Genomic DNA, 20712 nt, shown 5'->3' with positions numbered 1-20712 from the left:
CGCATCTAGTATTGTTTTTTGATGTATTCACGATCTGCATCCCTATTTCGGCTCGGGGAGAACAATATTACGCGGACGCTTCATCCAACCGCCACGACCATTTGACACTATCTCAACAAGACGGATTTCACGTTCATCTATCGACTGTACCTGTCCATGATCAAGACCCATATAGTCACCTACAGTTACTCGATGAACTTCACCTTTCGTATCTCTTACCAAAGCCCATAAGCCTTCGTCGTTGAGATTACTGATTGTTCCCACCATCGCAAGGTTATCGACTCCATAGTTTTCAAGGTAATCCTTGATACGATCCTCTTCCGGCCTGATCCCCGTATCCGCATCCATTATCTGCACCACCTCAGCCACCTGAGGCCGAAATGGATCCCGCAGAGCAGAGCCTTCATAAACAAAGGCTTCATAGGGCTTATATTCAGGCAAAGGCGGTATCTGCCCAGAAGGACGCGCACGCTGTTCTGCCACAAACTGCTGCAGGTCAGAGGTATCCTCTACCCAGATACAGCCCTGCAGGATAATCACAGTCAACAGCAGACCAGCCCACTTGATATGGATGCCTGCCGCGTTCTGCCAGCTACTCTTATTCCTGATCATAGCGGTATGTCTTCGCATTGATGGTCATCGCCAAATTATTACCGGAACCTGAGCGGATAGAGTAGTCATGCAGCGTCACAATCCTTTCAATGGCCGATACACCACTGACGAACTCACCCATCTGGTGAAAGGTGCCGGTAACCTGAATATTTATCGGCAACTCCACATAAAACTCTGCCTTGCGCTCTGCCTGGAGAGCAATCACTTCTATCTGAAGTCCTGCACCACGTCCGATGTCGCTCAACTCTTCAAGCAGGCCCGGCACTTCGCGCTCAGTCGGCAACTGCTTCAGCAGCTCGGAAAAACGCTCTTCAACATCTTCCATCTGCTTGCGAAGAGGTACCAGATTAGCCACCTGAAAGGATTTTGACCGCACCTGCTCCCTGAGCTCTGGCTCTCTGGCGATCTCTCGCTCCAGACCAGACTGCTTATCCGCTATGATGAAATAATAGCCCGCACCACACATTGCTGCGATCACGATGATATAGGCAATGATCTTGATGCCTATCGGCCAGTTACCCGCCGTATTGAAGTCGACGCTATTGGGGTCAAAACCACGAAAGGCATTTTTCAGACCATCCATCTTCATTATTCAGCCTCCTCAGCCCGCGGGCTGCGCATGGGCACAGAGAGATTAAACTGCCGTTGTGCCCCGGAGGCACTGACCCGGGAAAGTGTTGGCTCACCGAACCAGATGGAAGACTCCAGGTTACGCATCAGGTTTGATACGTCACGGTTTTGCTCCGAAAAACCATCTATCGTGATGCGCTGACCACTTCTGACCACTGAATTATAATAAAGCCCATCAGGTATCACTCTGACCAGCTCATCAAAATTTCTGACAATCACAGGACGGGTTCCCTGTAACTGTTCAATCGCCTCAAGCCGTTCCAGCAGTTGTGCCCTGCGCCGGTTCAGCTCCTGGATCTCACGGATTTCCCGATCAAGCCTCGCGCTTTCGGCGCGCAGATATTCGTTTCGAGCCTGCTGCCTCTCTATCTGCATATTGAAGTAGTAGGTTACCCCGAATACCAGCACAACACCGATCAACGCAGAAATCACGAGATTGATGATAAACTGCTTCTGCAACGCTACATTTCGTTCTTCGCGCCAAGGCCGCAGGTTAATTCGAGCCATATCTCACATCCTATTGATCGAAGCTGCGAAGCGCCAGGCCACAGGCCTTGACCAGCATTGGAGCATCGCGCCTGAGACGTTCTGCATTAAGTTTAGAGCCCGCTTTCGTGACTGACATCAGATCAAGCTGGCGCACCGGTATTTCAAGTTCCTCTTCCATCTGAGGACAAAGCTCTTCAAGGCTGGAAACACCACCGCACAGATACAGAGTGGACAGCTCACCCTGAATTCCGGATGAGTAAAAGAACTGCAGCGCGCGTGATAACTGCTGCACGACGGTATTGCTGAATGGACGCACCAGATTTTCATAGACCTCTTCGCCCAGAGACCCTTCGCGTAAAGCATACTCAACAGCATCCTGCTCCATACCTTCTCGCTGATGGATCAGGTTGGTCAGCTCATTCCCCCCAAAAGCCTGCTCTCGGTTGTATATTATCTCGCCGCCCCTGAACACGTTCAGGGCAAGGGTTGAGGCACCAATATCAGCAATAGCGACCAGCTTGCCATCAGAGCCATCCCCCATGAGAGCCAACACTCGCTCCATTGCATAGGTATCAACATCGATGATGCCGCACTTGAGGCCTGCGGAGTTTACTGCGTCCTCACGTAACTCGGCACCCTCCTTACGGCAGGCAACCAGAAGAATGTCATTTAATTCGGGCGCAGTGGGAACCGGACCCAGCACTTCGAAGTCCAATGCCACTTCATCAAGTGGATATGGGATGAACTGGTCAGCTTCAACCTTGACCTGATCCTCAAGATCCAGACCAATGAACAGGTTGCTCAATTGAAGTTTTTTGGTAATGACAAAAGAGGATGGGACTGCAACGACAGCCTGAGCATAACGGCCACCGCAGATTTTGAGGCCACGCTCGATTGCATCCGATACTTCAGCAACCACCTCGACATTGCCATCAACCACAGCTGTAGGGGGCAAAGGAACAACAGCATAGGCATCGAGTTGAATATCACGCCCATGCCTGGACAAGGATACAAGTTTGACCGATGAGGAACCGATATCTATTCCTACCCAGCCAGCGGATTTACCTGAGAATAAGCTGACCACTGCACATATCCTTCCAATGTTGAGTAATCCCACTTTCTATGAGCACTTTAACGCTTAATTCCATTAATTAAAACTGCTGTCCACTAGAGAGTAAAGGCCTATGACCGATATAATGTCATTTATACAACCCGATTACTAATATACAGGTTAGCATGCGATTATTGTTCCTGCTTCTAAAAACAGTCATAGCCCTTACATTTACTGGAGTTTTAGTGGCAGGAGGTGCATTTGCCTTTGCCTGGTACTACTTTAGTCCTGACCTGCCGGATGTGCAGGAGCTGCGTGAGGTAAAGTTCCAGACGCCATTAAGAGTGTTGTCTGATGATGGTTTGCTGATTGCTGAGTTTGGCGAGCAGCGCAGGACACCCATCAGTTATGAGCAGATACCCCAGCACTTTATTCACGCTCTCCAGGCCGCTGAAGACAGCCGTTTCTTTGAACACCAGGGCATAGATATCAAGGGACTGTCACGTGCAGCACTGCAACTGGTACAGAGTGGTCAGATCCAGACCGGTGGATCGACCATTACCATGCAGGTTGCGAAAAACTTCTTCCTGACGCGTGACAGAACCTTCGAGCGTAAATTCATCGAGATACTACTGGCTCTGCGCATAGAGCAGGAGCTGACCAAAGAAGAGATTCTTGAACTCTACATCAATAAGATATATCTGGGCCAGCGTGCCTATGGCATTCAGGCTGCAGCAAATGTCTATTATGGCAAAGATATCAGCGAACTGAGTCTGGCACAGCTGGCCATGATTGCCGGCCTTCCAAAAGCCCCTTCTGCATCAAACCCGATTACCAACCCTCAGCGCTCCACCGAGCGCCGTAACTGGATACTCGGTCGCATGCTGGCTCTGGGTTATATTGACCAGGAAAACTATCGTGCGGCTGTAAGTGAGCCTGAGATTGCACGCTACCACAGCAGCGAGATCCAACTCTCAGCTCCTTATGTAGCGGAGATGGTGCGCCAGGAACTGTTCAGTCAGTATGGTGAAGCAGCCTATACCGATGGCTATACAGTCATCACCACTCTCGACAGCACTATGCAACTGGCTGCGGACCGTGCTCTGAGACAAGGTCTTCGCGATTATAATGAACGACATGGCTATCATGGAGCAGAATCCACCCTCGAAATCAGCACACTGACCACCAGCGAGCGCCTGGCAGAGCTTCGCCGCGTCCCTGTTTATGCCCACCTGCTACCTGCACTGGTCACAGACGTTCAGGAACAGAGTGCGAGCATATTATTGCGTGATGGCAGCGAAGCTACTCTGGATTGGAGCGCCATGAGCTGGGCACGCATGTTTCGCACTGTAAACTCAATGGGGCCAACCCCCTCTCGCGCTGCTGACATCCTCAAGACCGGTGATGTTGTACGTGTATCCTCCAGCGATAATCAAACATGGCACCTCGAACAGATTCCGCGAGTACAGGGTGCACTAGTTGCACTTGACCCGCATGATGGTGCGATAAAGGCACTGTCGGGTGGCTTCAGCTTCGCCCATAACAATTTCAATCGGGCTGTTCAGGCGTACAGACAGCCCGGCTCTACATTGAAGCCCTTTATCTATACCACAGCCCTTGAAGAGGGCTTCTCGCCCGGAACCATTGTCAATGACTCCCCGATAGTTTTCCATGATGTCAGCCTTGACGGAGACTGGCGACCCGAGAACTACACACGCGACTTTGATGGACCGATAAGACTGCGTGAGGCGCTTTATCGATCACGCAACCTGGTGACCATTAGGGTGCTGCGTGACCTGGGCGTTGAACGTACACGCGATGAACTGCTCAAGTTCGGGTTTGAGGCCAGCCGCACACCCGCTGCCCTTTCACTGGCCCTGGGAACATCTGATACTACACCCTTGCAAATGGCCGCTGGTTTTGCTGCATTTGCAAACAGTGGATACCGTGTTGACCCCTACTTCATCACCGAAATCCGCAATCAGGAAGGCAGTGTCATTTTCGATGCGAGTCCCTTTACAATCTGCAGAGAAAACTGTGATTCAGAAGCCGCCATTCTTGCAGACCTGCAAAACGCCAGCGAGCTGGCTGATCGGCGCATCATGAGCGAAACAACCGCATTTCTGATGAATGACATGTTGCAGGATGTTATCAGGAGGGGCACCGGTCGACGCGCACAGATTATAAGCAGAGGCGATCTTGCCGGCAAAACCGGTACCACTAATGAAAACAGGGATGCATGGTTTACAGGCTACAATCGCAACCTGGTAGCCACCGTCTGGATAGGGTACGACCAGCCTGAATCACTGGGACGCAATGAATTTGGCAGCACTGCCGCGCTACCCGTCTGGATAGACTTCATAAGCACAGCTCTGAAGGACGCACCTGAAGCAGGTTTTGAACCACCACCGGGGATAGTGCAGGTGCGCATAGATCCGACTACCGGCGAATTGGCTTACCCCGGCCAGAGCAACGCCATGCTGGAGTACTATCGTGAAGGCACGGTCCCAGCCGCTACTGCCAGCACACCTGAACAGCGCGACTCAGGCTCGGTCATCGAGTCCATCTTCGGCTACTGATCAAGAGCATGACTGAGGTAACTCAGTCATGGCATGAATTTCCAGAGCTATCACTCAGTCAGATGTACAAATTACAGGCAAAAAAAACCCCGGCAGTCCGGGGTTTTTTATCAGCACCTGCAGATCAATCTTCTGACGTATCAGTAACTGCTTCTGCGTTAGCTGGGCGATCTACCAACTCAACATACGCCATAGGCGCGTTGTCACCCTTGCGGAATCCACATTTAAGAATGCGAACATAACCACCAGGACGATTGGCGTAGCGTGGACCCAGTTCATTGAAGAGCTTGGCCACAGCTTCATCGCTGCGTGTACGGGCAAAGGCCAGACGACGGTTAGCAACCGAGTCATTTTTAGCCAGTGTGATCAGTGGCTCAGCCACACGACGAAGTTCTTTAGCTTTTGGCAGAGTCGTCTTGATCAGTTCATGTTCGAACAGAGACACTGACATATTCTTGAACATCGCCTTGCGGTGTGCACTTGTACGATTTAAGTGACGACCAGATTTACGATGACGCATTTTCTAAATCCTTAACAACTTTAGCGAAAGAAGGCCAACTCAGGAAGCTGCTTTATCGTCGTTTCTGAGGCTGGCGGGTGGCCAGTTCTCAAGACGCATACCCAGTGACAGACCTTTGGATGCCAAAACATCCTTAATCTCGGTCAGCGACTTCTTGCCCAAGTTAGGAGTCTTTAGCAGTTCTACTTCAGTGCGCTGAATCAGGTCACCGATATAATAGATCTGCTCTGCTTTAAGACAGTTAGCCGAGCGAACTGTCAATTCAAGATCATCTACCGGACGTAACAACACCGGATCGATCTCAGGATCTTCTTTTTCTGCACGTGACTGCTCACCTGCATCTTCCAGATCAACGAAGACAAGCAACTGCTGCTGCAGAATTGTCGCAGCACGGCGAATACACTCTTCAGGATCAATTGTACCATTCGACTCAATATCGATGATCAGCTTATCCAGATCGGTACGCTGTTCAACACGCGCACTTTCCACCAGATAGGAAACACGCAGTACCGGGCTGTAACTGGCATCCAGTTGCAGACGGCCAATAGCACGCGTTTCGTCATCATCACTTTGACGTGAATCAGCAGGTACGTAACCGCGTCCACGAGTGACCTTAAGCCGCATGTTCAGGCTGTTCTTGCCATTCAGGTGAGCAATTATATGCTCAGGATTGGCAATTTCAACATCCTGTGTAAGCTGAATATCAGCAGCTGTTACTACGCCTTGCTCTGATTTTGAAAGAGTCAGGACAGCTTCATCTCCGTGAAAGAGATTGACTGCTACGCCTTTCAGATTCAGAAGGATCTCAATGACATCCTCCTGAACACCTTCAATACTGCTGTATTCGTGCAGAACACCGTCGATTTCGACTTCGGTGATTGCACAACCAGGCATTGAAGAGAGCAAAATACGGCGCAGCGCATTGCCCAGAGTATGGCCAAATCCGCGCTCGAGTGGCTCAAGAGTCACTTTAGCGCGAGTTTTGCTAATCTCCTGTACGTCAATATGACGCGGACTAAGAAACTCGTTTACTGAACGCTGCATAGTTCCACCAGTCAAGAGTTCAAGAATTACTTCGAGTAAAGCTCGACAATCAGGTTTTCGTTGATGTCGGCTGACAGGTCGCTACGCTCTGGCAGGGCCTTGAAGACACCTTCCATTTTAGCGGCATCGACTTCGATCCACTCGACAGGTGCACGCTGTGCGGCCAGAGTCAGCGCGTGTTTGATGCGCAGCTGATTTCTGGATTTTTCGCGTACTGCCACCACATCACCAGCTTGTACCTGGTAAGAGGGAACATTGACAACCTGACCGTTTACTGTGATCTGGCGGTGAGATACAACCTGACGCGCTTCTGCGCGGGTTGAACCGTAACCCATGCGATACACAACATTGTCCAGACGACCTTCCAGAAGCTGCAGCAGGTTTTCACCTGTAGCGCCCTTACGGCGAGCAGCTTCCTTATAGTAGCTCCGGAATTGACGCTCGAGCACACCATAGATGCGACGAACTTTCTGTTTTTCACGAAGCTGCAATCCGTAATCGGAGAGACGAGCACGACGTGCTCCGTGCACTCCAGGTGCAACTTCAGCTTTGCACTTGCTATCAAGCGCGCGTACACCACTCTTCAGGAAGAGATCAGTGCCTTCGCGACGCGACAGCTTGCACTTTGGTCCAAGATAACGAGCCATTTTACCGTCTCCTGATTAAACTCGACGTTTCTTCGGCGGACGACAACCATTGTGTGGAATCGGTGTCACGTCCGTAATGTTTGTAATTTTGTAGCCACAGCCGTTCAGGGCACGAACAGCAGACTCACGACCAGGACCTGGGCCCTTTACAAACACGTCGAGGTTTTTCAGTCCGTATTCCAGAGCTGCTTGTCCAGCACGTTCAGCTGCTACCTGCGCAGCAAAAGGCGTGCTCTTACGCGAACCACGGAATCCAGAGCCACCGGAGGTCGCCCAGGAAAGAGCATTTCCCTGACGATCGGTAATAGTGATTATCGTGTTGTTAAATGAAGCATGGATGTGGGCGAGCCCATCAGCCACCTGCTTTTTAACCTTTTTACGTGTGCGATTACCTGGCTTAGCCATATTCGGGAATTCCTATCGCTTACTTACGGATCGGCTTACGCGGCCCTTTACGGGTACGTGCGTTTGTTTTACTGCGCTGGCCGCGAACCGGTAGGTTACGACGATGACGCAGTCCACGGAAACAGCCCAGGTCCATAAGACGCTTGATGTTCATGCTGACTTCGCGACGAAGATCGCCTTCAACAGTCAACTTGGCAATTTCACCACGAACATTATCGAGCTGCTCTTCCGACAGATCACCGATCTTGACAGTCGGTGCTATACCAGCCGCATCGCAGATTTGCTTTGCAGATGTGCGGCCAATCCCGTAAATGTAAGTCAGAGAAATTACCGCATGCTTATTGTCAGGAATATTGACGCCAGCTATACGGGCCATTCAATCTACTCCATATTATGCTTCGCCCATTAGCGAAGACTTATCAATCATAGTTCGTGGAAGGCGCGCAATAATACACCTTGATTAAAAATAAATCAAGCCTGCGGCCTGCCACGGCATAATGTGTGGTTTAACCCTGGCGCTGTTTGTGCCTGGGTTCCACTTTGCAGATCACGCGCACGGAACCGTTGCGTCGTACGATCTTGCAATTACGGCATATCTTTTTAACAGATGCGCGTACTTTCATGATCCACCTACCTTATTGGGACGTTTAACGCAGAAGACCTGCGCCGCCCTTAAGATTCGATTTTTTCATCAGAGACTCATACTGGTGAGACATCAGATGCGATTGAACCTGCGCCATAAAATCCATCGTTACAACAACAACGATCAGCAGGGATGTTCCACCGAAGTAGAAGGGTATATTCCAGGCCACCACCAGAAACTGTGGCATCAAGGAAACCGCTGTAATGTAGAGTGCGCCAAACAGAGTCAGACGACTTAACACTGTATCGATGTAACGGGCGGATTGCTCACCAGGACGAATGCCTGGGATAAATGCGCCTGATTTTTTCAGGTTGTCTGCTACATCTTTTGGATTGAAAACAATCGCAGTGTAGAAATAGCAGAAGAAAATAATAGCTATTGCAAACAGCAGTATGTGCAGCGGCTGACCCGGACCAAGCGCCAGTGCAATATCCTGCATCCAGCCCATTCCTTCACCCTGACCGAACCACTGCCCCATAGAGGCCGGGAACAGCAGGATACTGGAAGCGAAAATGGGAGGTATAACACCTGCCATATTCACCTTCAGCGGAAGGTGACTGGACTGAGCAGCAAACACACGACGACCTTGCTGCCGCTTCGCGTAATTTATGGTGATACGGCGTTGGCCGCGCTCCATGAATACAACGAAGGCAACGGTGGCCATTGCCATTACCGCAATCAACAGCAACGCCAGGATATTCAAATCCCCCTGGCGCGCCGCTTCAAAGGACTGACCAATCGCACTTGGCAGACCGGCCACAATACCAGCAAAGATCAGGATCGAGATACCGTTACCGATACCACGCTCTGTCACCTGCTCACCCAGCCACATCAGGAAGACTGCGCCGGAAACAAATGTGACAACAGCAACGAAGTAGAAGTTCGCGTTCGCAACGAATGCCACTCCCTGATTCGCAAGGCCAACAGCCATGCCAATCGCCTGAATCGTTGCCAGAACCACCGTACCATAACGGGTATATTGGTTTATCTTGCGACGTCCAGCTTCGCCCTCTTTCTTCAACTGCTCGAGCTGGGGGCTGACAGCCGTCATCAACTGCATGATGATAGATGCAGAGATGTAAGGCATGACACCCAGAGCGAGAATACTCATACGCTCCAGAGCACCACCAGAGAACATGTTGAACAAACTCAGGATGGTTCCCTGATTCTGGTCAAACAGCGCGGCAAGGCGATCTGGATTGATACCAGGTACCGGGATGTGAGCCCCGATACGGTAAACAATGATCGCGATGAGTACAAAACGGAGACGTGACCAGAGTTCACTCAGTCCGCTCTGTCTTCCCGCTGGTATTTGTCCTTGCTTAGCCATTTATGCCTCGACTTTACCGCCAGCAGCTTCAATTGCAGCCTGAGCGCCTTTGGTCACTTTAAGACCTTTAAGGGTAACAGGCTTATTGATTTCACCAGACAGGATTACACGTACTACCTTGATTTCCTGTTTGATGACATCAGCTGTTTTCAGTGCGTCCAGATCGATTGTGTCGATCCCCATGCTGCTCAGTTCGCCAAGACGAACCTCTGCAACATAACGCGATACACGCGAAGTAAAACCGAATTTTGGCAGACGACGCTGAATTGGCATCTGACCGCCTTCAAAACCCGGATTTACTGAACCGCCGGAGCGGGATTTCAAACCCTTGTGACCGCGACCACAAGTTTTACCCAGACCGGAGCCGATACCACGACCAACACGCTTTGGAGCATGCTTGGAACCGGCACCCGGGCGCAAAGTATTCAAACGCATTGGGTGACTCCTTTTACTCGCCGACTACATTAACCATGTAGTGAACTTTGTTGATCATTCCGCGTACCGCTGGCGTGTCTTCAACTTCGACAACATGTCCGATGCGGCGCAGACCAAGACCTTTGACACAGAGTTTATGATTCGGCAGAGTGCCAATCGTACTGCGTACCAGGGTTACCTTGATTGTTTTAGCCATATCTTAGTTCCCCAGGATATCGTCAACAGTCTTACCACGCTTGGCAGCAATGTCGTCAGGAGACTTCATGGCAGACAGGCCTTTGACTGTTGCGCGGACAACGTTTACCGGATTGGTGGAGCCGTAGCACTTGGCGAGTACGTTCTGGACACCTGCCAGTTCCAATACTGCACGCATTGCACCACCGGCGATTACACCAGTACCTTCCGAAGCGGGCTGCATGTAAACCTTGGCTGAGCCGTGACGGGCTTTCAGCGGGTACTGCAGCGTGTGACCGTTCAGCTGAACCTTGATCATGTTACGGCGCGCCTGTTCCATTGCTTTTTGAATAGCAACAGGAACTTCACGTGCCTTTCCACGACCAAAGCCAACCCGACCATTACCATCACCAACAACTGTCAGCGCAGTGAAGCCGAAAATACGACCACCCTTGACAACTTTGGCGACACGGTTTACCTGAACCAGTTTTTCCTGGAGTTCACCGTCTTTCTGTTCGTGATTTGCCATAATAGAAACCTTTAGAATTCCAGGCCGCCTTCACGGGCCGCATCTGCCAGGGCCTGCACTCGACCATGGTATTTATAACCAGCGCGGTCAAAAGCCACCTTAGTTACACCTGCCTCTTTGGCACGCTCAGCTATCAGCGCACCCACTTTGCGAGCGGCCTCTACATTACCAGTAGAACCCTGGCGCAGATCCTTCTCGACAGTTGAAGCAGCTACCAGAACGTTTGCACCATCCGCAGAAATGATCTGCGCATAGATGTGACGCGGTGTGCGATTCACACACAGACGTACAGCACCGAGCTCACGCATTTTGAGGCGAGTACGACGTGCACGACGAATTCGAGCTTGATTTTTAACGTTCATGACCCTGCCTTACTTCTTCTTCGCCTCTTTACGGCGTACATATTCATCAGCGTAACGAACACCTTTGCCCTTGTATGGCTCTGGTGGACGGAATGCACGAATTTCTGCAGCCACTTGTCCAACGCGCTGTTTGTCAGCACCTGTCACCACAATAGTGGTGTTATTGGGAGTGTCTGCTGTAATACCTTCGGGCAACTCATAATCGATGGGGTGTGAAAAACCAAGCGTCAGGTTCAATACCTTGCCCTTGGCTGCTGCACGGTAACCTACACCCTGCAACTGAAGTGTTTTAGTAAACCCTTCGTTCACGCCTACTATCATGTTATTTACCAGTGAGCGCAGTGTACCGGACAGCGCTACGGATTGTTTTGCACCATCGCGTGGTACAAATGTGATCTGGCCTTCAGCCTGCTCAACAACTACAGAAGGATGAACATCCAGGTTTAGCTGGCCGTTTTTACCTTTAGCTGTGATCTGCTGTCCGCTGATCTTTACTTCTACGCCTGCCGGTACAACTACGGGTTTCTTCGCAACTCGTGACATTGGAATACCTCTTAGAATACCGTGCAGATAACTTCGCCACCGATACCCGCTTCACGGGCAGCCCGGTCAGTCATCAAACCTTTGCTGGTCGAGATAATTGCAATACCCAGACCGTCGCTGACTTTCGGCAGCTTGGAAACGTGTCTGTAGATCCGCAAACCAGGGCGGCTGACGCGCTTGATTTCTTCAATAACAGGCTTACCTTCAAAGTATTTCAACTCAATACTCAGAATGGGTTTAGCGCCCTCTTCTACGCTGTAACCAGCGATATAGCCTTCACTCTGCAGCAGTTTTGCAATCGCAACCTTCTGCTTGGAGGATGGCATGGCAACGACGCTTTTCTCAGCCATATGCCCATTGCGGATACGTGTGAACATATCTGCCAGGGTATCTTGCATACTCATGCTTTATACTTCCTCGATTGTGCAGCGCGGTGCGGTAGCAGCAAGCTGCCCTGACCACCGTGCTTACCGTTTGACAAGCTTACCAGCTTGCCTTCTTCAGACCCGGTACGTCTCCGCGCATCGCTGCTTCACGTAACTGGTTACGGCAAAGACCGAACTTGCGGTAAACCGCATGTGGACGCCCAGTTATCTGACAACGACGCACCTGACGGACAGGGCTAGAGTCACGCGGCAGTTTCTGCAGCGCAACCTGTGCTTCCCAGCGCTCTTCATCAGAAGAGGCAGAGCTTAAAATAACCGCTTTCAGCTGAGCGCGCTTGGCAGCAAACTTATCTGCCAGAGCGGTGCGCTTGTGCTCGCGGTTCTTCATAGAAGTCTTGGCCATATTATCTATCCCAGTCTTATTTACGGAACGGCAACTGCAGAGCGGTCAGCAAAGCGCGACCCTCATCATTGCTTTTCGCAGTGGTGGTGATAGTGATATCCAAACCACGCATCTTGTCGACTTTGTCGTACTCGATCTCAGGGAAGATGATCTGCTCTTTGACACCCATGCTGTAGTTGCCACGTCCATCAAAGGACTTGGGGTTCAGACCACGGAAATCGCGAACACGCGGAATAGCAACGTCGACCAGGCGATCAAGGAATTCCCACATACGCTCACCGCGCAGGGTCACCTTGCAGCCGATCGGCCAGCCTTCACGCACTTTAAAGCCAGCAATTGACTTGCGCGCGTTAGTAACAACCGGTTTCTGACCAGCAATGGCAGTCAGATCAACGACAGCGTTATCAAGCTGTTTCTTATCACCAATAGCTTCGCCCACACCCATGTTCAAGGTGATCTTGGTGATACGTGGTACCGCCATGACATTCGGGCTGTTCAGCTCTTCTTTGAGCTTCTGTTTCAATTCTGTTTCGTACAGGGCTTTCAATCTGGACATTGCACCAACCTCTCTTACTTATCACCAACGACAGTTTCGCCGTTGGACTTGTAGAAGCGTACCTTGGTGCCGTCTTCGAGTTGTTTGAAGCCAACACGATCACCCTTGCCGGTAGCTGGGTTAAAGATGGCCACGTTAGAAGTCGCAATTGATGCTTCCTTCTCAACGATTCCACCCTGACGCCCGGCCATTGGGTTTGGTTTCTGGTGCTTCTTGATCATGTTGATGCCAGATACGATCAGGCGATCATTCGCCAGCACGCGCATGACTTTGCCACGCTTGCCTTTATCTTTACCTGCGATAACGATTATTTCATCGTTACGACGAATTTTACGCATTGCTATACCTATGTCCTTTCCTGCTACCCTCTCATGCTTAAAACGCCAAACCCTTTCGAGCTTGGCGTTTTACGTAGACTTGCTCAATAAAAAGCCTAGTCTTTACAGCACTTCAGGCGCCAGGGAAATGATCTTCATGAACTTCTCAGTACGAAGCTCACGCGTTACTGGGCCGAAGATACGTGTTCCGATAGGGGCATCGTTGTTGTTCAACAGAACCGCTGAGTTTGTATCAAAGCGGATCAGTGAACCATCAGGACGACGAACACCTTTACGGGTACGTACTACGACTGCTTTAAGAACCTGGCCTTTCTTTACCTTGCCACGAGGAATCGCTTCCTTGACGGTGACTTTAATAATGTCTCCGACACGTGCGTAGCGGCGGTGAGAACCACCCAGGACCTTAATACACATCACGCGCTTGGCACCGCTGTTGTCAGCGACATCAAGCATCGATTCAGTCTGAATCATGGTCTACTCCAAATACTGTTTTACCTGCCAGCGCTACATTTTCGAACTGACAGGGCAAATGGAGCGAAGGTGCAGTATATTACACCTTCGCTGCGCGCTCTTCAATGCGTATCAGTGCCCAAGTCTTGGTTTTTGATAACGGACGCGTTTCAGCGATCGTTACCAGGTCACCTGAATGGCACTCATTCTTTTCGTCATGAGCGTGCAGCTTGGTTGAACGCTTAACAAATTTCCCATAAATAGGATGCTTCACTTTACGCTCAACCAGCACTGTGATGGTTTTGTCCATCTTGTCACTGATAACCTTGCCGGTCACAGTACGGGTACGTTTTTCAGCGCTCATTTATGCACCTGCCTTCTGTCTGAGTACAGTTTTAACGCGTGCAATATCGCGACGAACCTGACTCATCAGGTGGTTCTGAGCCAGTTGCCCAGTCGCTCTTTGCATCCGCAGATTAAACTGGTCTTTCAGAAGACCCAGCAGCGCCTGCTGAAGCTCTTCTGCGGACTTATCGCGCAGTTCGGTTGCTTTCATCACATCACCGTCCGCTTAACAATAGTTGTAGTCACAGGCAGCTTGGCGGCGGCCAGACCAAAGGCTTCGTTAACGAGTTCTTCGTTGACACCGCTGATTTCAAACAGGACTTTACCCGGCTGAATCTGCGCTACCCAGTACTCGACGTTACCCTTACCCTTACCCATACGGACTTCAAGTGGCTTGGTCGTAATTGGCTTATCCGGAAAAACACGGATCCAGATCTTACCACCACGCTTAACATGACGAGTCATGGTACGACGTGCAGCTTCGATCTGACGCGCTGTAATACGACCGCGACCAGTCGCTTTCAGCGCATACTCGCCAAAGCTGACCTTGTTGCCACGCTGCGCCAGGCCGCGGTTACGGCCTTTCATTACCTTGCGGTATTTCAGTCGTTTTGGTTGCAGCATTGACGTTTACCTCACTTAGTTCCTTTCTTCTTAGGAGCATTCTTCTCGGCACGTACCTGTTCGATACCACCAAGAACTTCTCCCTTGAAGACCCAGACTTTAACGCCAATCACACCGTAAGTTGTGTGCGCTTCATAGGTAGCGTAATCGATGTCCGCACGCAGGGTATGCAGAGGTACACGACCTTCACGATACCACTCAGTACGGGCAATCTCAGCACCACCAAGACGACCACCTACCTGAATCTTGATACCCTTGGCACCAAGACGCATCGCATTCTGCACTGCACGCTTCATTGCGCGGCGGAACATGACACGACGCTCCAGCTGATTGGCAACACTCTGCGCAACCAGTTTGGCGTCAAGATCAGGCTTACGAACCTCTTCGATGTTGATGTGCACAGGCACACCCATCATTTCAGACACAGCGTTACGCAGCGTCTCTACATCCTCACCTTTCTTGCCGATAACAATACCGGGACGAGCAGTGTGGATGGTGATTTTTGCGTTCTGAGCCGGACGCTCAATATCAATTCGGCTCACAGACGCATTTTTCAGCCGCTGCTCCAGGTACTTGCGCACCTGAAGATCGTTCAGCAGCTTACTGGCATAGCTGGATTTGTCAGCGTACCACACAGAAGTGTGTTCTTTGACAATCCCAAGCCGTATACCGGTCGGATGTACTTTCTGACCCATAACGATCTCCTAGCAGTCAGCTCTTAATCGGCCACCTTGACGGTGATATGTGACGAACGCTTAAGGATGCGATCAGCGCGCCCTTTAGCTCGTGGCCGGATGCGTTTCATGGTCATGCCTTCATCGACGAAAATTGCGGAAACACGCAACTCATCAACATCAGCGCCTTCATTATGCTCCGCGTTAGCGATAGCGGAATCCAGCACCTTCTTGACCAGAACAGCAGCTTTTTTGTTGCTGAACGCCAGAATATCCAGAGCTTCACCCACAGACTTTCCACGAATCTGATCAGCAACCAGACGGGCCTTCTGAGGGGAGATGCGGGCACCTTTGTGCTTGGCAACTACTTCCATCACCATACTCCCTTACTTCTTCTTGGCCTTCTTGTCAGCTGCATGTCCGCGGAACGTACGTGTAGCAGCAAACTCACCCAGTTTATGACCAACCATATCTTCAGTGATAAACACTGGAACATGCTGGCGGCCGTTATGTACCGCAATCGTCAAACCCACAAAGTGCGGAAAGACTGTGGAACGACGTGACCAGGTTTTAATTGGACGACGATCGTTTGCATCGACTGCAGCTTCTACCTTTTTCAGCAGGTGAAGGTCGATAAATGGACCTTTCTTCAGTGAACGTGGCACAGCTGTATCCTCTTACTTAGCGCTTCGACGGCGTACAATAAGCTTATTGGTACGCTTGTTCTTGCGGGTTTTATGACCTTTGGTCGGAACACCCCAGGGAGTAACCGGATGACGGCCACCTGAAGTACGTCCTTCACCACCACCATGCGGGTGATCGACCGGGTTCATCGCAACACCACGAACGGTCGGGCGCACACCACGCCAACGTTTTGCACCAGCTTTACCCAGCTGACGCAGAGAGTGTTCAGCATTGCTGACCTCGCCCAACGTAGCACGGCATTCAGCCAGAACCTTGCGCACTTCACCAGAACGCAGACGGAGCGTTACGTACGCGCCATCACGCGCCACCAACTGAGCGGATGCACCAGCAGAACGCGCCATCTGCGCACCCTTACCCGGCTTCAGCTCGATACAGTGGATAGTACTACCCAGCGGGACATTACGCAGAGGCATGGTGTTACCCACTTTAATATCCGGGTTTTCACCTGAGATAACCTGTGCGCCGGCCTGCAGACCTTTCGGTGCAATGATGTAACGACGCTCACCGTCGAGATACTTCACCAGTGCGATATGTGCAGTACGGTTTGGATCATATTCCAGGCGCTCGATGATGCCAGGGATACCATCTTTGTTCCGACGGAAGTCAATGACGCGATACAGCTGCTTATGACCACCACCGATATGACGAGTAGTGATACGACCATTATGGTTACGTCCACCCGTCTTGCTTTTCTTCTCTACCAGAGAGGATAAAGGTCTGCCCTTATGCAGGTCAGCCCCTACCACCTTGATGACGTGACGACGTCCGGCAGAGGTAGGCTTTGCTTTAATAATTGCCATGATTCAACCCCTTATTCGCCAGCCAGGAAATCAATTTCTGAGCCATCAGCGAGGCGAACATATGCCTTACGCACATCAGAGCGTTTACCCAGACCACGCACGGTGCGCTTGGTCTTGCCCTTAGTGGTCAGCACGTTCACGCCATCAACTTTAACATTGAAAAGCTCTTCAACTGCTTTCTTGATTTCAGGCTTGGTAGCATCTTTGGCTACTCGAAAAACAACCTGTTGTGAGCCATCTGCAACGATCGTCGCTTTCTCAGAGATGTGAGGCCCCAACAACACTTTGTAGATGCGTTCCGGATTCATGCCAACACCTCGTCAATTTTCTTAAGAGCAGACGCTGTCACAACAACCTTGTCAAAGCCAACCAGACTGACCGGGTCAATCGCCGCAACATCACGCACATCAACATGCGGGACATTACGCGCTGCCAGATACAGATTCACTTCTACTTCTTCTGTAATCAGCAGAGCATTAGAAAGCTCAAGCTCTTTCATTCGTGCAACAAACTGTTTGGTTTTTGGCTCAGCCATATTGAGAGACTCAACAACAACCAAACGATCCTGACGTACCAATTCAGACAGAATGCAGCGCATGGCAGCACGGTACATCTTCTTGTTCACTTTCTGCGCATAGTCACGTGGTGATGCAGCGAAGGTCACACCACCTGAACGCCACAGAGGCGAACGGATAGTACCTGCACGGGCACGACCTGTACCTTTCTGACGGAAAGGCTTGGCGCCACCACCAGATACAGCAGAACGATTCTTCTGAGCCTTGCTACCCTGACGGCCACCTGCCAGATAGGCAGTGACAACCTGGTGAACCAGAGACTCGTTAAACTCTTTGCCAAAAATCAGCTCGGATACTTCGACCGAACCGTTGGCTCCTGTCAGATTCAAATTCATGATAAACCCCTTCAGCCGCGTGCTTTAACAGCAGGTTTAACGATGACGTCACCGCCAGTAGCGCCAGGAACGGCACCTTTTACCAGCAGCAGGTTACGTTCAGCGTCTACGCGCACCACTTCAAGTGTCTGCACAGTACAACGCTCTGCACCCATATGACCGGCCATCTTTTTACCCTTGAACACACGTCCCGGAGTCTGACACTGACCAATGGAACCCGGAGCACGGTGAGACAGTGAGTTACCGTGAGTCGCATCCTGAGTACGGAAGTTCCAGCGCTTAACACCGCCCTGAAAGCCCTTACCTTTGGATTGACCGGTAACATCAATTTTCTGACCTGCTTCGAAGCGCTCAACTGTCAGCGAATCGCCAACGTTGATTTCTTCATCACCTGTGAGGCGGAACTCCCACAAACCACGTCCTGCTTCAACGCCTGCTTTAGCAAAGTTGCCAGCTGCTGCCTTGGAAAGGCGATTTGCCTTTTTAGCACCAGTGGTAACCTGTACAGCAGCATAACCATCAGTATCGACAGTTTTGACGCAAGTCACGCGGTTCGGATCAACCTCGATGACGGTGACTGGCACGGACACGCCATCTTCTGTGAAGACACGGGTCATACCCGCTTTACGTCCGATAAGTCCTACAGACATATTTATACCTCTTGCCAGTTGTGTACGGGGCTGTCACCCACTACGGCTGCCCTTTGCAGAGCATTCCACAAATAGCGCTTCATTAAAGTAATTAATTCTGCGCAGTACTCTATTAGCCCAGGCTAATCTGCACTTCAACACCCGCTGCAAGATCCAGCTTCATCAAAGCATCAACCGTTTTTTCGGTTGGCTCGACGATATCCAGAACGCGCTTGTGAGTACGAATCTCATACTGATCGCGCGCATCTTTATTGACATGCGGTGAAACCAGGATGGTGAAACGTTCTTTGCGAGTAGGAAGTGGGATCGGACCATGCACCTGCGCACCCGTCCGCTTTGCAGTTTCAACAATCTCCTGCGCGGATGAGTCGATCAGGCGATGATCAAACGCCTTCAGACGAATTCTGATTTTTTGGTTCTGCATTCTGATCACGCAATTCCAGTTAGTTTCATAACGGCAATAGCCGACCTCCCCTTACAAGAAGGGACGCAAATTTTACTCAGCCCCTGCCCCAGCGTCAAGAATAAATGGTTTATTTTTAACCAGATCGCCTGATGTGGAGAATAAACTGCCCTTTCTACCATTTGATATGCCATTGAGGTATAAAAAAACCCTCCGGAGAGGGTTTTTTGAATTTCTCTGGCTAATCAGATGATCAGTCGAGGATTTTCGCTACAACACCAGCACCTACTGTACGACCGCCTTCACGGATCGCAAAGCGCAGACCTTCTTCCATCGCGATCGGTGCAATCAGGGTAACGGACATCTGTACGTTATCTCCTGGCATAACCATCTCAACGCCTTCTGGCAGCTCACAAGCACCTGTCACGTCAGTTGTACGGAAGTAGAACTGTGGACGGTAGCCCTTGAAGAATGGCGTGTGACGACCACCCTCTTCCTTGCTCAGAATGTACACTTCGCCTTCAAACTTGGTGTGCGGAGTGATTGAACCCGGCTTGGCCAGAACCTGACCACGCTCAACGTCGTCACGCTTGGTGCCACGCAGCAGCGCACCGATGTTCTCACCTGCACGACCTTCGTCCAGCAGCTTACGGAACATCTCTACACCTGTAACAGTCGTCTTGGTCGTTGGGCGAATACCCACGATCTCAACTTCGTTACCTGTGTTGACGATACCACGCTCAACACGACCGGTAACAACCGTACCACGACCAGAGATTGAGAACACGTCTTCAATCGGCATCAGGAATGGCTTGTCGATTGCACGCTCTGGCTGAGGAATGTACTGGTCAAGAGTCTCAACCAGCTTCTTCACAGCAGTAGTGCCCATGCCATTGTCATCCTGGCCATTCAGCGCCATCAGCGCAGAACCAACGATGATCGGCGTGTCGTCGCCCGGGAACTCGTACTGATCCAGAAGCTCACGCACTTCCATCTCAACCAGTTCCAGCAGCTCTTCGTCGTCAACCATGTCCGCTTTGTTCATGAACACAACGATGTAAGGTACACCAACCTGACGTGACAGCAGGATGTGCTCACGCGTCTGTGGCATCGGGCCATCAGCAGCGGAACAAACCAGAATCGCGCCATCCATCTGCGCAGCACCGGTGATCATGTTTTTCACATAGTCAGCGTGGCCTGGGCAGTCAACGTGCGCGTAGTGACGCACTTCTGATTCATACTCAACGTGGGATGTGGAGATGGTGATACCACGCTCACGCTCTTCCGGTGCGTTGTCGATACCGTCAAATGCTACGGCAGCGCCACCCCACACTTCTGAACAAACGCGCGTCAGCGCAGCAGTCAGAGTTGTCTTACCGTGGTCAACGTGACCAATGGTTCCTACGTTGACGTGCGGCTTGTTACGTTCAAATGCTTTCTTAGCCACGGCTAAATCCTCTTAATCAGAATTAGTA

Annotated in this window: 34 protein-coding genes; 1 reads left to right on the top strand and 33 read right to left on the bottom strand. The window is 51.0% G+C overall.

Annotated elements, in window-relative coordinates; all coding sequences use genetic code 11:
• Positions 1-42: 42 nt before the first annotated feature.
• The 4 genes from F7R27_RS14945 to pilM are packed head-to-tail and all read right to left on the bottom strand — an operon-like array spanning position 43 to position 2815.
• Positions 43-612, bottom strand: a complete 570-nt coding sequence (locus F7R27_RS14945; protein ID WP_151705063.1) for a pilus assembly protein PilP — start codon at positions 610-612, stop codon at positions 43-45.
• Positions 599-1201 carry a type IV pilus inner membrane component PilO gene (locus F7R27_RS14940; protein WP_151705062.1) on the bottom strand — a complete coding sequence of 201 codons (603 nt, stop codon included), beginning with the start codon at positions 1199-1201 and terminating at the stop codon, positions 599-601. Before F7R27_RS14940 ends, F7R27_RS14945 begins: the two co-directional genes overlap by 14 nt.
• The gene (locus F7R27_RS14935) at positions 1201-1749 is read right to left on the bottom strand and encodes a PilN domain-containing protein (protein ID WP_151705061.1); all 549 of its coding nucleotides are present in this window, start codon (positions 1747-1749) and stop codon (positions 1201-1203) included. Before F7R27_RS14935 ends, F7R27_RS14940 begins: the two co-directional genes overlap by 1 nt.
• A 10-nt stretch (positions 1750-1759) precedes the next feature.
• Positions 1760-2815, bottom strand: a complete 1056-nt coding sequence (pilM, locus tag F7R27_RS14930; protein WP_151705060.1) for a type IV pilus assembly protein PilM — start codon at positions 2813-2815, stop codon at positions 1760-1762.
• Positions 2816-3027: 212 nt separating this feature from the next.
• Between pilM and F7R27_RS14925 the strand changes: the two genes are divergently transcribed.
• On the top strand, positions 3028-5361 hold the full coding sequence (locus tag F7R27_RS14925; protein ID WP_240776387.1) for a penicillin-binding protein 1A: 2334 nt from the start codon (positions 3028-3030) through the stop codon (positions 5359-5361).
• A gap of 124 nt (positions 5362-5485) precedes the next feature.
• On the opposite strand, the gene rplQ is transcribed toward F7R27_RS14925, so the two are convergent.
• The 29 genes from rplQ to tuf form a co-directional block, all read right to left on the bottom strand.
• Entirely contained in the window at positions 5486-5881 is a 396-nt protein-coding gene (gene rplQ / locus F7R27_RS14920) for a 50S ribosomal protein L17 (protein WP_151705058.1), read from the bottom strand.
• Positions 5882-5920: 39 nt separating this feature from the next.
• Complete coding sequence (locus F7R27_RS14915; protein ID WP_151705057.1) at positions 5921-6925, bottom strand: DNA-directed RNA polymerase subunit alpha; 1005 nt, start codon at positions 6923-6925, stop codon at positions 5921-5923.
• 26 nt (positions 6926-6951) lie between these two features.
• Positions 6952-7572: a 30S ribosomal protein S4 gene (gene rpsD / locus F7R27_RS14910; protein ID WP_151705056.1), complete on the bottom strand. Its 621-nt coding sequence runs from the start codon at positions 7570-7572 to the stop codon at positions 6952-6954.
• A gap of 15 nt (positions 7573-7587) precedes the next feature.
• Positions 7588-7977, bottom strand: coding sequence for a 30S ribosomal protein S11 (gene rpsK / locus F7R27_RS14905; RefSeq protein ID WP_010324082.1), 390 nt, complete (start codon positions 7975-7977; stop codon positions 7588-7590).
• Positions 7978-7996: 19 nt separating this feature from the next.
• On the bottom strand, positions 7997-8353 hold the full coding sequence (rpsM, locus tag F7R27_RS14900; RefSeq protein WP_151705055.1) for a 30S ribosomal protein S13: 357 nt from the start codon (positions 8351-8353) through the stop codon (positions 7997-7999).
• 130 nt (positions 8354-8483) lie between these two features.
• Complete coding sequence (gene rpmJ / locus F7R27_RS14895; RefSeq protein WP_007021200.1) at positions 8484-8600, bottom strand: 50S ribosomal protein L36; 117 nt, start codon at positions 8598-8600, stop codon at positions 8484-8486.
• A 24-nt stretch (positions 8601-8624) separates the two neighbouring features.
• Entirely contained in the window at positions 8625-9950 is a 1326-nt protein-coding gene (gene secY, locus F7R27_RS14890; RefSeq protein WP_151705054.1) for a preprotein translocase subunit SecY, read from the bottom strand.
• Entirely contained in the window at positions 9951-10385 is a 435-nt protein-coding gene (gene rplO / locus F7R27_RS14885) for a 50S ribosomal protein L15 (RefSeq protein WP_151705053.1), read from the bottom strand.
• Positions 10386-10398: 13 nt separating this feature from the next.
• Entirely contained in the window at positions 10399-10581 is a 183-nt protein-coding gene (gene rpmD / locus F7R27_RS14880) for a 50S ribosomal protein L30 (protein WP_151705052.1), read from the bottom strand.
• 3 nt (positions 10582-10584) lie between these two features.
• On the bottom strand, positions 10585-11088 hold the full coding sequence (rpsE, locus tag F7R27_RS14875; RefSeq protein WP_151705051.1) for a 30S ribosomal protein S5: 504 nt from the start codon (positions 11086-11088) through the stop codon (positions 10585-10587).
• Positions 11089-11099: 11 nt separating this feature from the next.
• Positions 11100-11450, bottom strand: a complete 351-nt coding sequence (gene rplR, locus F7R27_RS14870; RefSeq protein WP_151705050.1) for a 50S ribosomal protein L18 — start codon at positions 11448-11450, stop codon at positions 11100-11102.
• A gap of 9 nt (positions 11451-11459) precedes the next feature.
• Positions 11460-11993, bottom strand: coding sequence for a 50S ribosomal protein L6 (rplF, locus tag F7R27_RS14865; RefSeq protein ID WP_151705049.1), 534 nt, complete (start codon positions 11991-11993; stop codon positions 11460-11462).
• 11 nt (positions 11994-12004) lie between these two features.
• Positions 12005-12397: a 30S ribosomal protein S8 gene (gene rpsH, locus F7R27_RS14860; RefSeq protein WP_151705048.1), complete on the bottom strand. Its 393-nt coding sequence runs from the start codon at positions 12395-12397 to the stop codon at positions 12005-12007.
• A gap of 79 nt (positions 12398-12476) precedes the next feature.
• Complete coding sequence (rpsN, locus tag F7R27_RS14855) at positions 12477-12782, bottom strand: 30S ribosomal protein S14 (RefSeq protein ID WP_151705047.1); 306 nt, start codon at positions 12780-12782, stop codon at positions 12477-12479.
• A 16-nt stretch (positions 12783-12798) separates the two neighbouring features.
• Complete coding sequence (gene rplE / locus F7R27_RS14850; RefSeq protein WP_151705046.1) at positions 12799-13338, bottom strand: 50S ribosomal protein L5; 540 nt, start codon at positions 13336-13338, stop codon at positions 12799-12801.
• A gap of 14 nt (positions 13339-13352) precedes the next feature.
• Positions 13353-13676 (bottom strand): 50S ribosomal protein L24, encoded by a 324-nt coding sequence (gene rplX / locus F7R27_RS14845; protein WP_151705045.1) that lies wholly within the window; start codon positions 13674-13676, stop codon positions 13353-13355.
• A gap of 102 nt (positions 13677-13778) precedes the next feature.
• Positions 13779-14147: a 50S ribosomal protein L14 gene (rplN, locus tag F7R27_RS14840; protein ID WP_151705044.1), complete on the bottom strand. Its 369-nt coding sequence runs from the start codon at positions 14145-14147 to the stop codon at positions 13779-13781.
• A 79-nt stretch (positions 14148-14226) separates the two neighbouring features.
• A complete protein-coding gene (rpsQ, locus tag F7R27_RS14835; protein ID WP_151705043.1) occupies positions 14227-14490 on the bottom strand; it encodes a 30S ribosomal protein S17 in 264 nt (87 codons plus the stop codon).
• On the bottom strand, positions 14491-14682 hold the full coding sequence (rpmC, locus tag F7R27_RS14830) for a 50S ribosomal protein L29 (RefSeq protein WP_151705042.1): 192 nt from the start codon (positions 14680-14682) through the stop codon (positions 14491-14493).
• Positions 14682-15095: a 50S ribosomal protein L16 gene (rplP, locus tag F7R27_RS14825; RefSeq protein ID WP_151705041.1), complete on the bottom strand. Its 414-nt coding sequence runs from the start codon at positions 15093-15095 to the stop codon at positions 14682-14684. Before rplP ends, rpmC begins: the two co-directional genes overlap by 1 nt.
• An 11-nt stretch (positions 15096-15106) precedes the next feature.
• Positions 15107-15790: a 30S ribosomal protein S3 gene (rpsC, locus tag F7R27_RS14820; RefSeq protein ID WP_151705040.1), complete on the bottom strand. Its 684-nt coding sequence runs from the start codon at positions 15788-15790 to the stop codon at positions 15107-15109.
• Positions 15791-15813: 23 nt separating this feature from the next.
• Positions 15814-16149: a 50S ribosomal protein L22 gene (gene rplV, locus F7R27_RS14815; protein WP_476739169.1), complete on the bottom strand. Its 336-nt coding sequence runs from the start codon at positions 16147-16149 to the stop codon at positions 15814-15816.
• Positions 16150-16155: 6 nt separating this feature from the next.
• Entirely contained in the window at positions 16156-16434 is a 279-nt protein-coding gene (gene rpsS / locus F7R27_RS14810) for a 30S ribosomal protein S19 (protein WP_151705038.1), read from the bottom strand.
• Between the two features lie 12 nt (positions 16435-16446).
• Positions 16447-17274 (bottom strand): 50S ribosomal protein L2, encoded by an 828-nt coding sequence (gene rplB, locus F7R27_RS14805; RefSeq protein WP_151705037.1) that lies wholly within the window; start codon positions 17272-17274, stop codon positions 16447-16449.
• An 11-nt stretch (positions 17275-17285) separates the two neighbouring features.
• On the bottom strand, positions 17286-17582 hold the full coding sequence (rplW, locus tag F7R27_RS14800; protein WP_151705036.1) for a 50S ribosomal protein L23: 297 nt from the start codon (positions 17580-17582) through the stop codon (positions 17286-17288).
• Positions 17579-18184 carry a 50S ribosomal protein L4 gene (rplD, locus tag F7R27_RS14795; protein ID WP_151705035.1) on the bottom strand — a complete coding sequence of 202 codons (606 nt, stop codon included), beginning with the start codon at positions 18182-18184 and terminating at the stop codon, positions 17579-17581. The genes rplW and rplD overlap by 4 nt, the downstream gene beginning before the upstream one ends.
• 11 nt (positions 18185-18195) lie before the next feature.
• The gene (rplC, locus tag F7R27_RS14790) at positions 18196-18834 is read right to left on the bottom strand and encodes a 50S ribosomal protein L3 (protein ID WP_151705034.1); all 639 of its coding nucleotides are present in this window, start codon (positions 18832-18834) and stop codon (positions 18196-18198) included.
• A 112-nt stretch (positions 18835-18946) separates the two neighbouring features.
• Entirely contained in the window at positions 18947-19258 is a 312-nt protein-coding gene (gene rpsJ, locus F7R27_RS14785; RefSeq protein ID WP_036524393.1) for a 30S ribosomal protein S10, read from the bottom strand.
• A gap of 232 nt (positions 19259-19490) precedes the next feature.
• Positions 19491-20684 (bottom strand): elongation factor Tu, encoded by a 1194-nt coding sequence (tuf, locus tag F7R27_RS14780; protein WP_151705022.1) that lies wholly within the window; start codon positions 20682-20684, stop codon positions 19491-19493.
• Positions 20685-20712: the final 28 nt, after the last annotated feature.

The organism is Nitrincola alkalilacustris (assembly GCF_008973755.1).
Taxonomy (GTDB): Bacteria; Pseudomonadota; Gammaproteobacteria; order Pseudomonadales; family Balneatricaceae; genus Nitrincola; species Nitrincola alkalilacustris.
Note: the sequence above shows the minus strand (reverse complement) of the source record. Positions and strands in the feature narration are given on the sequence as shown.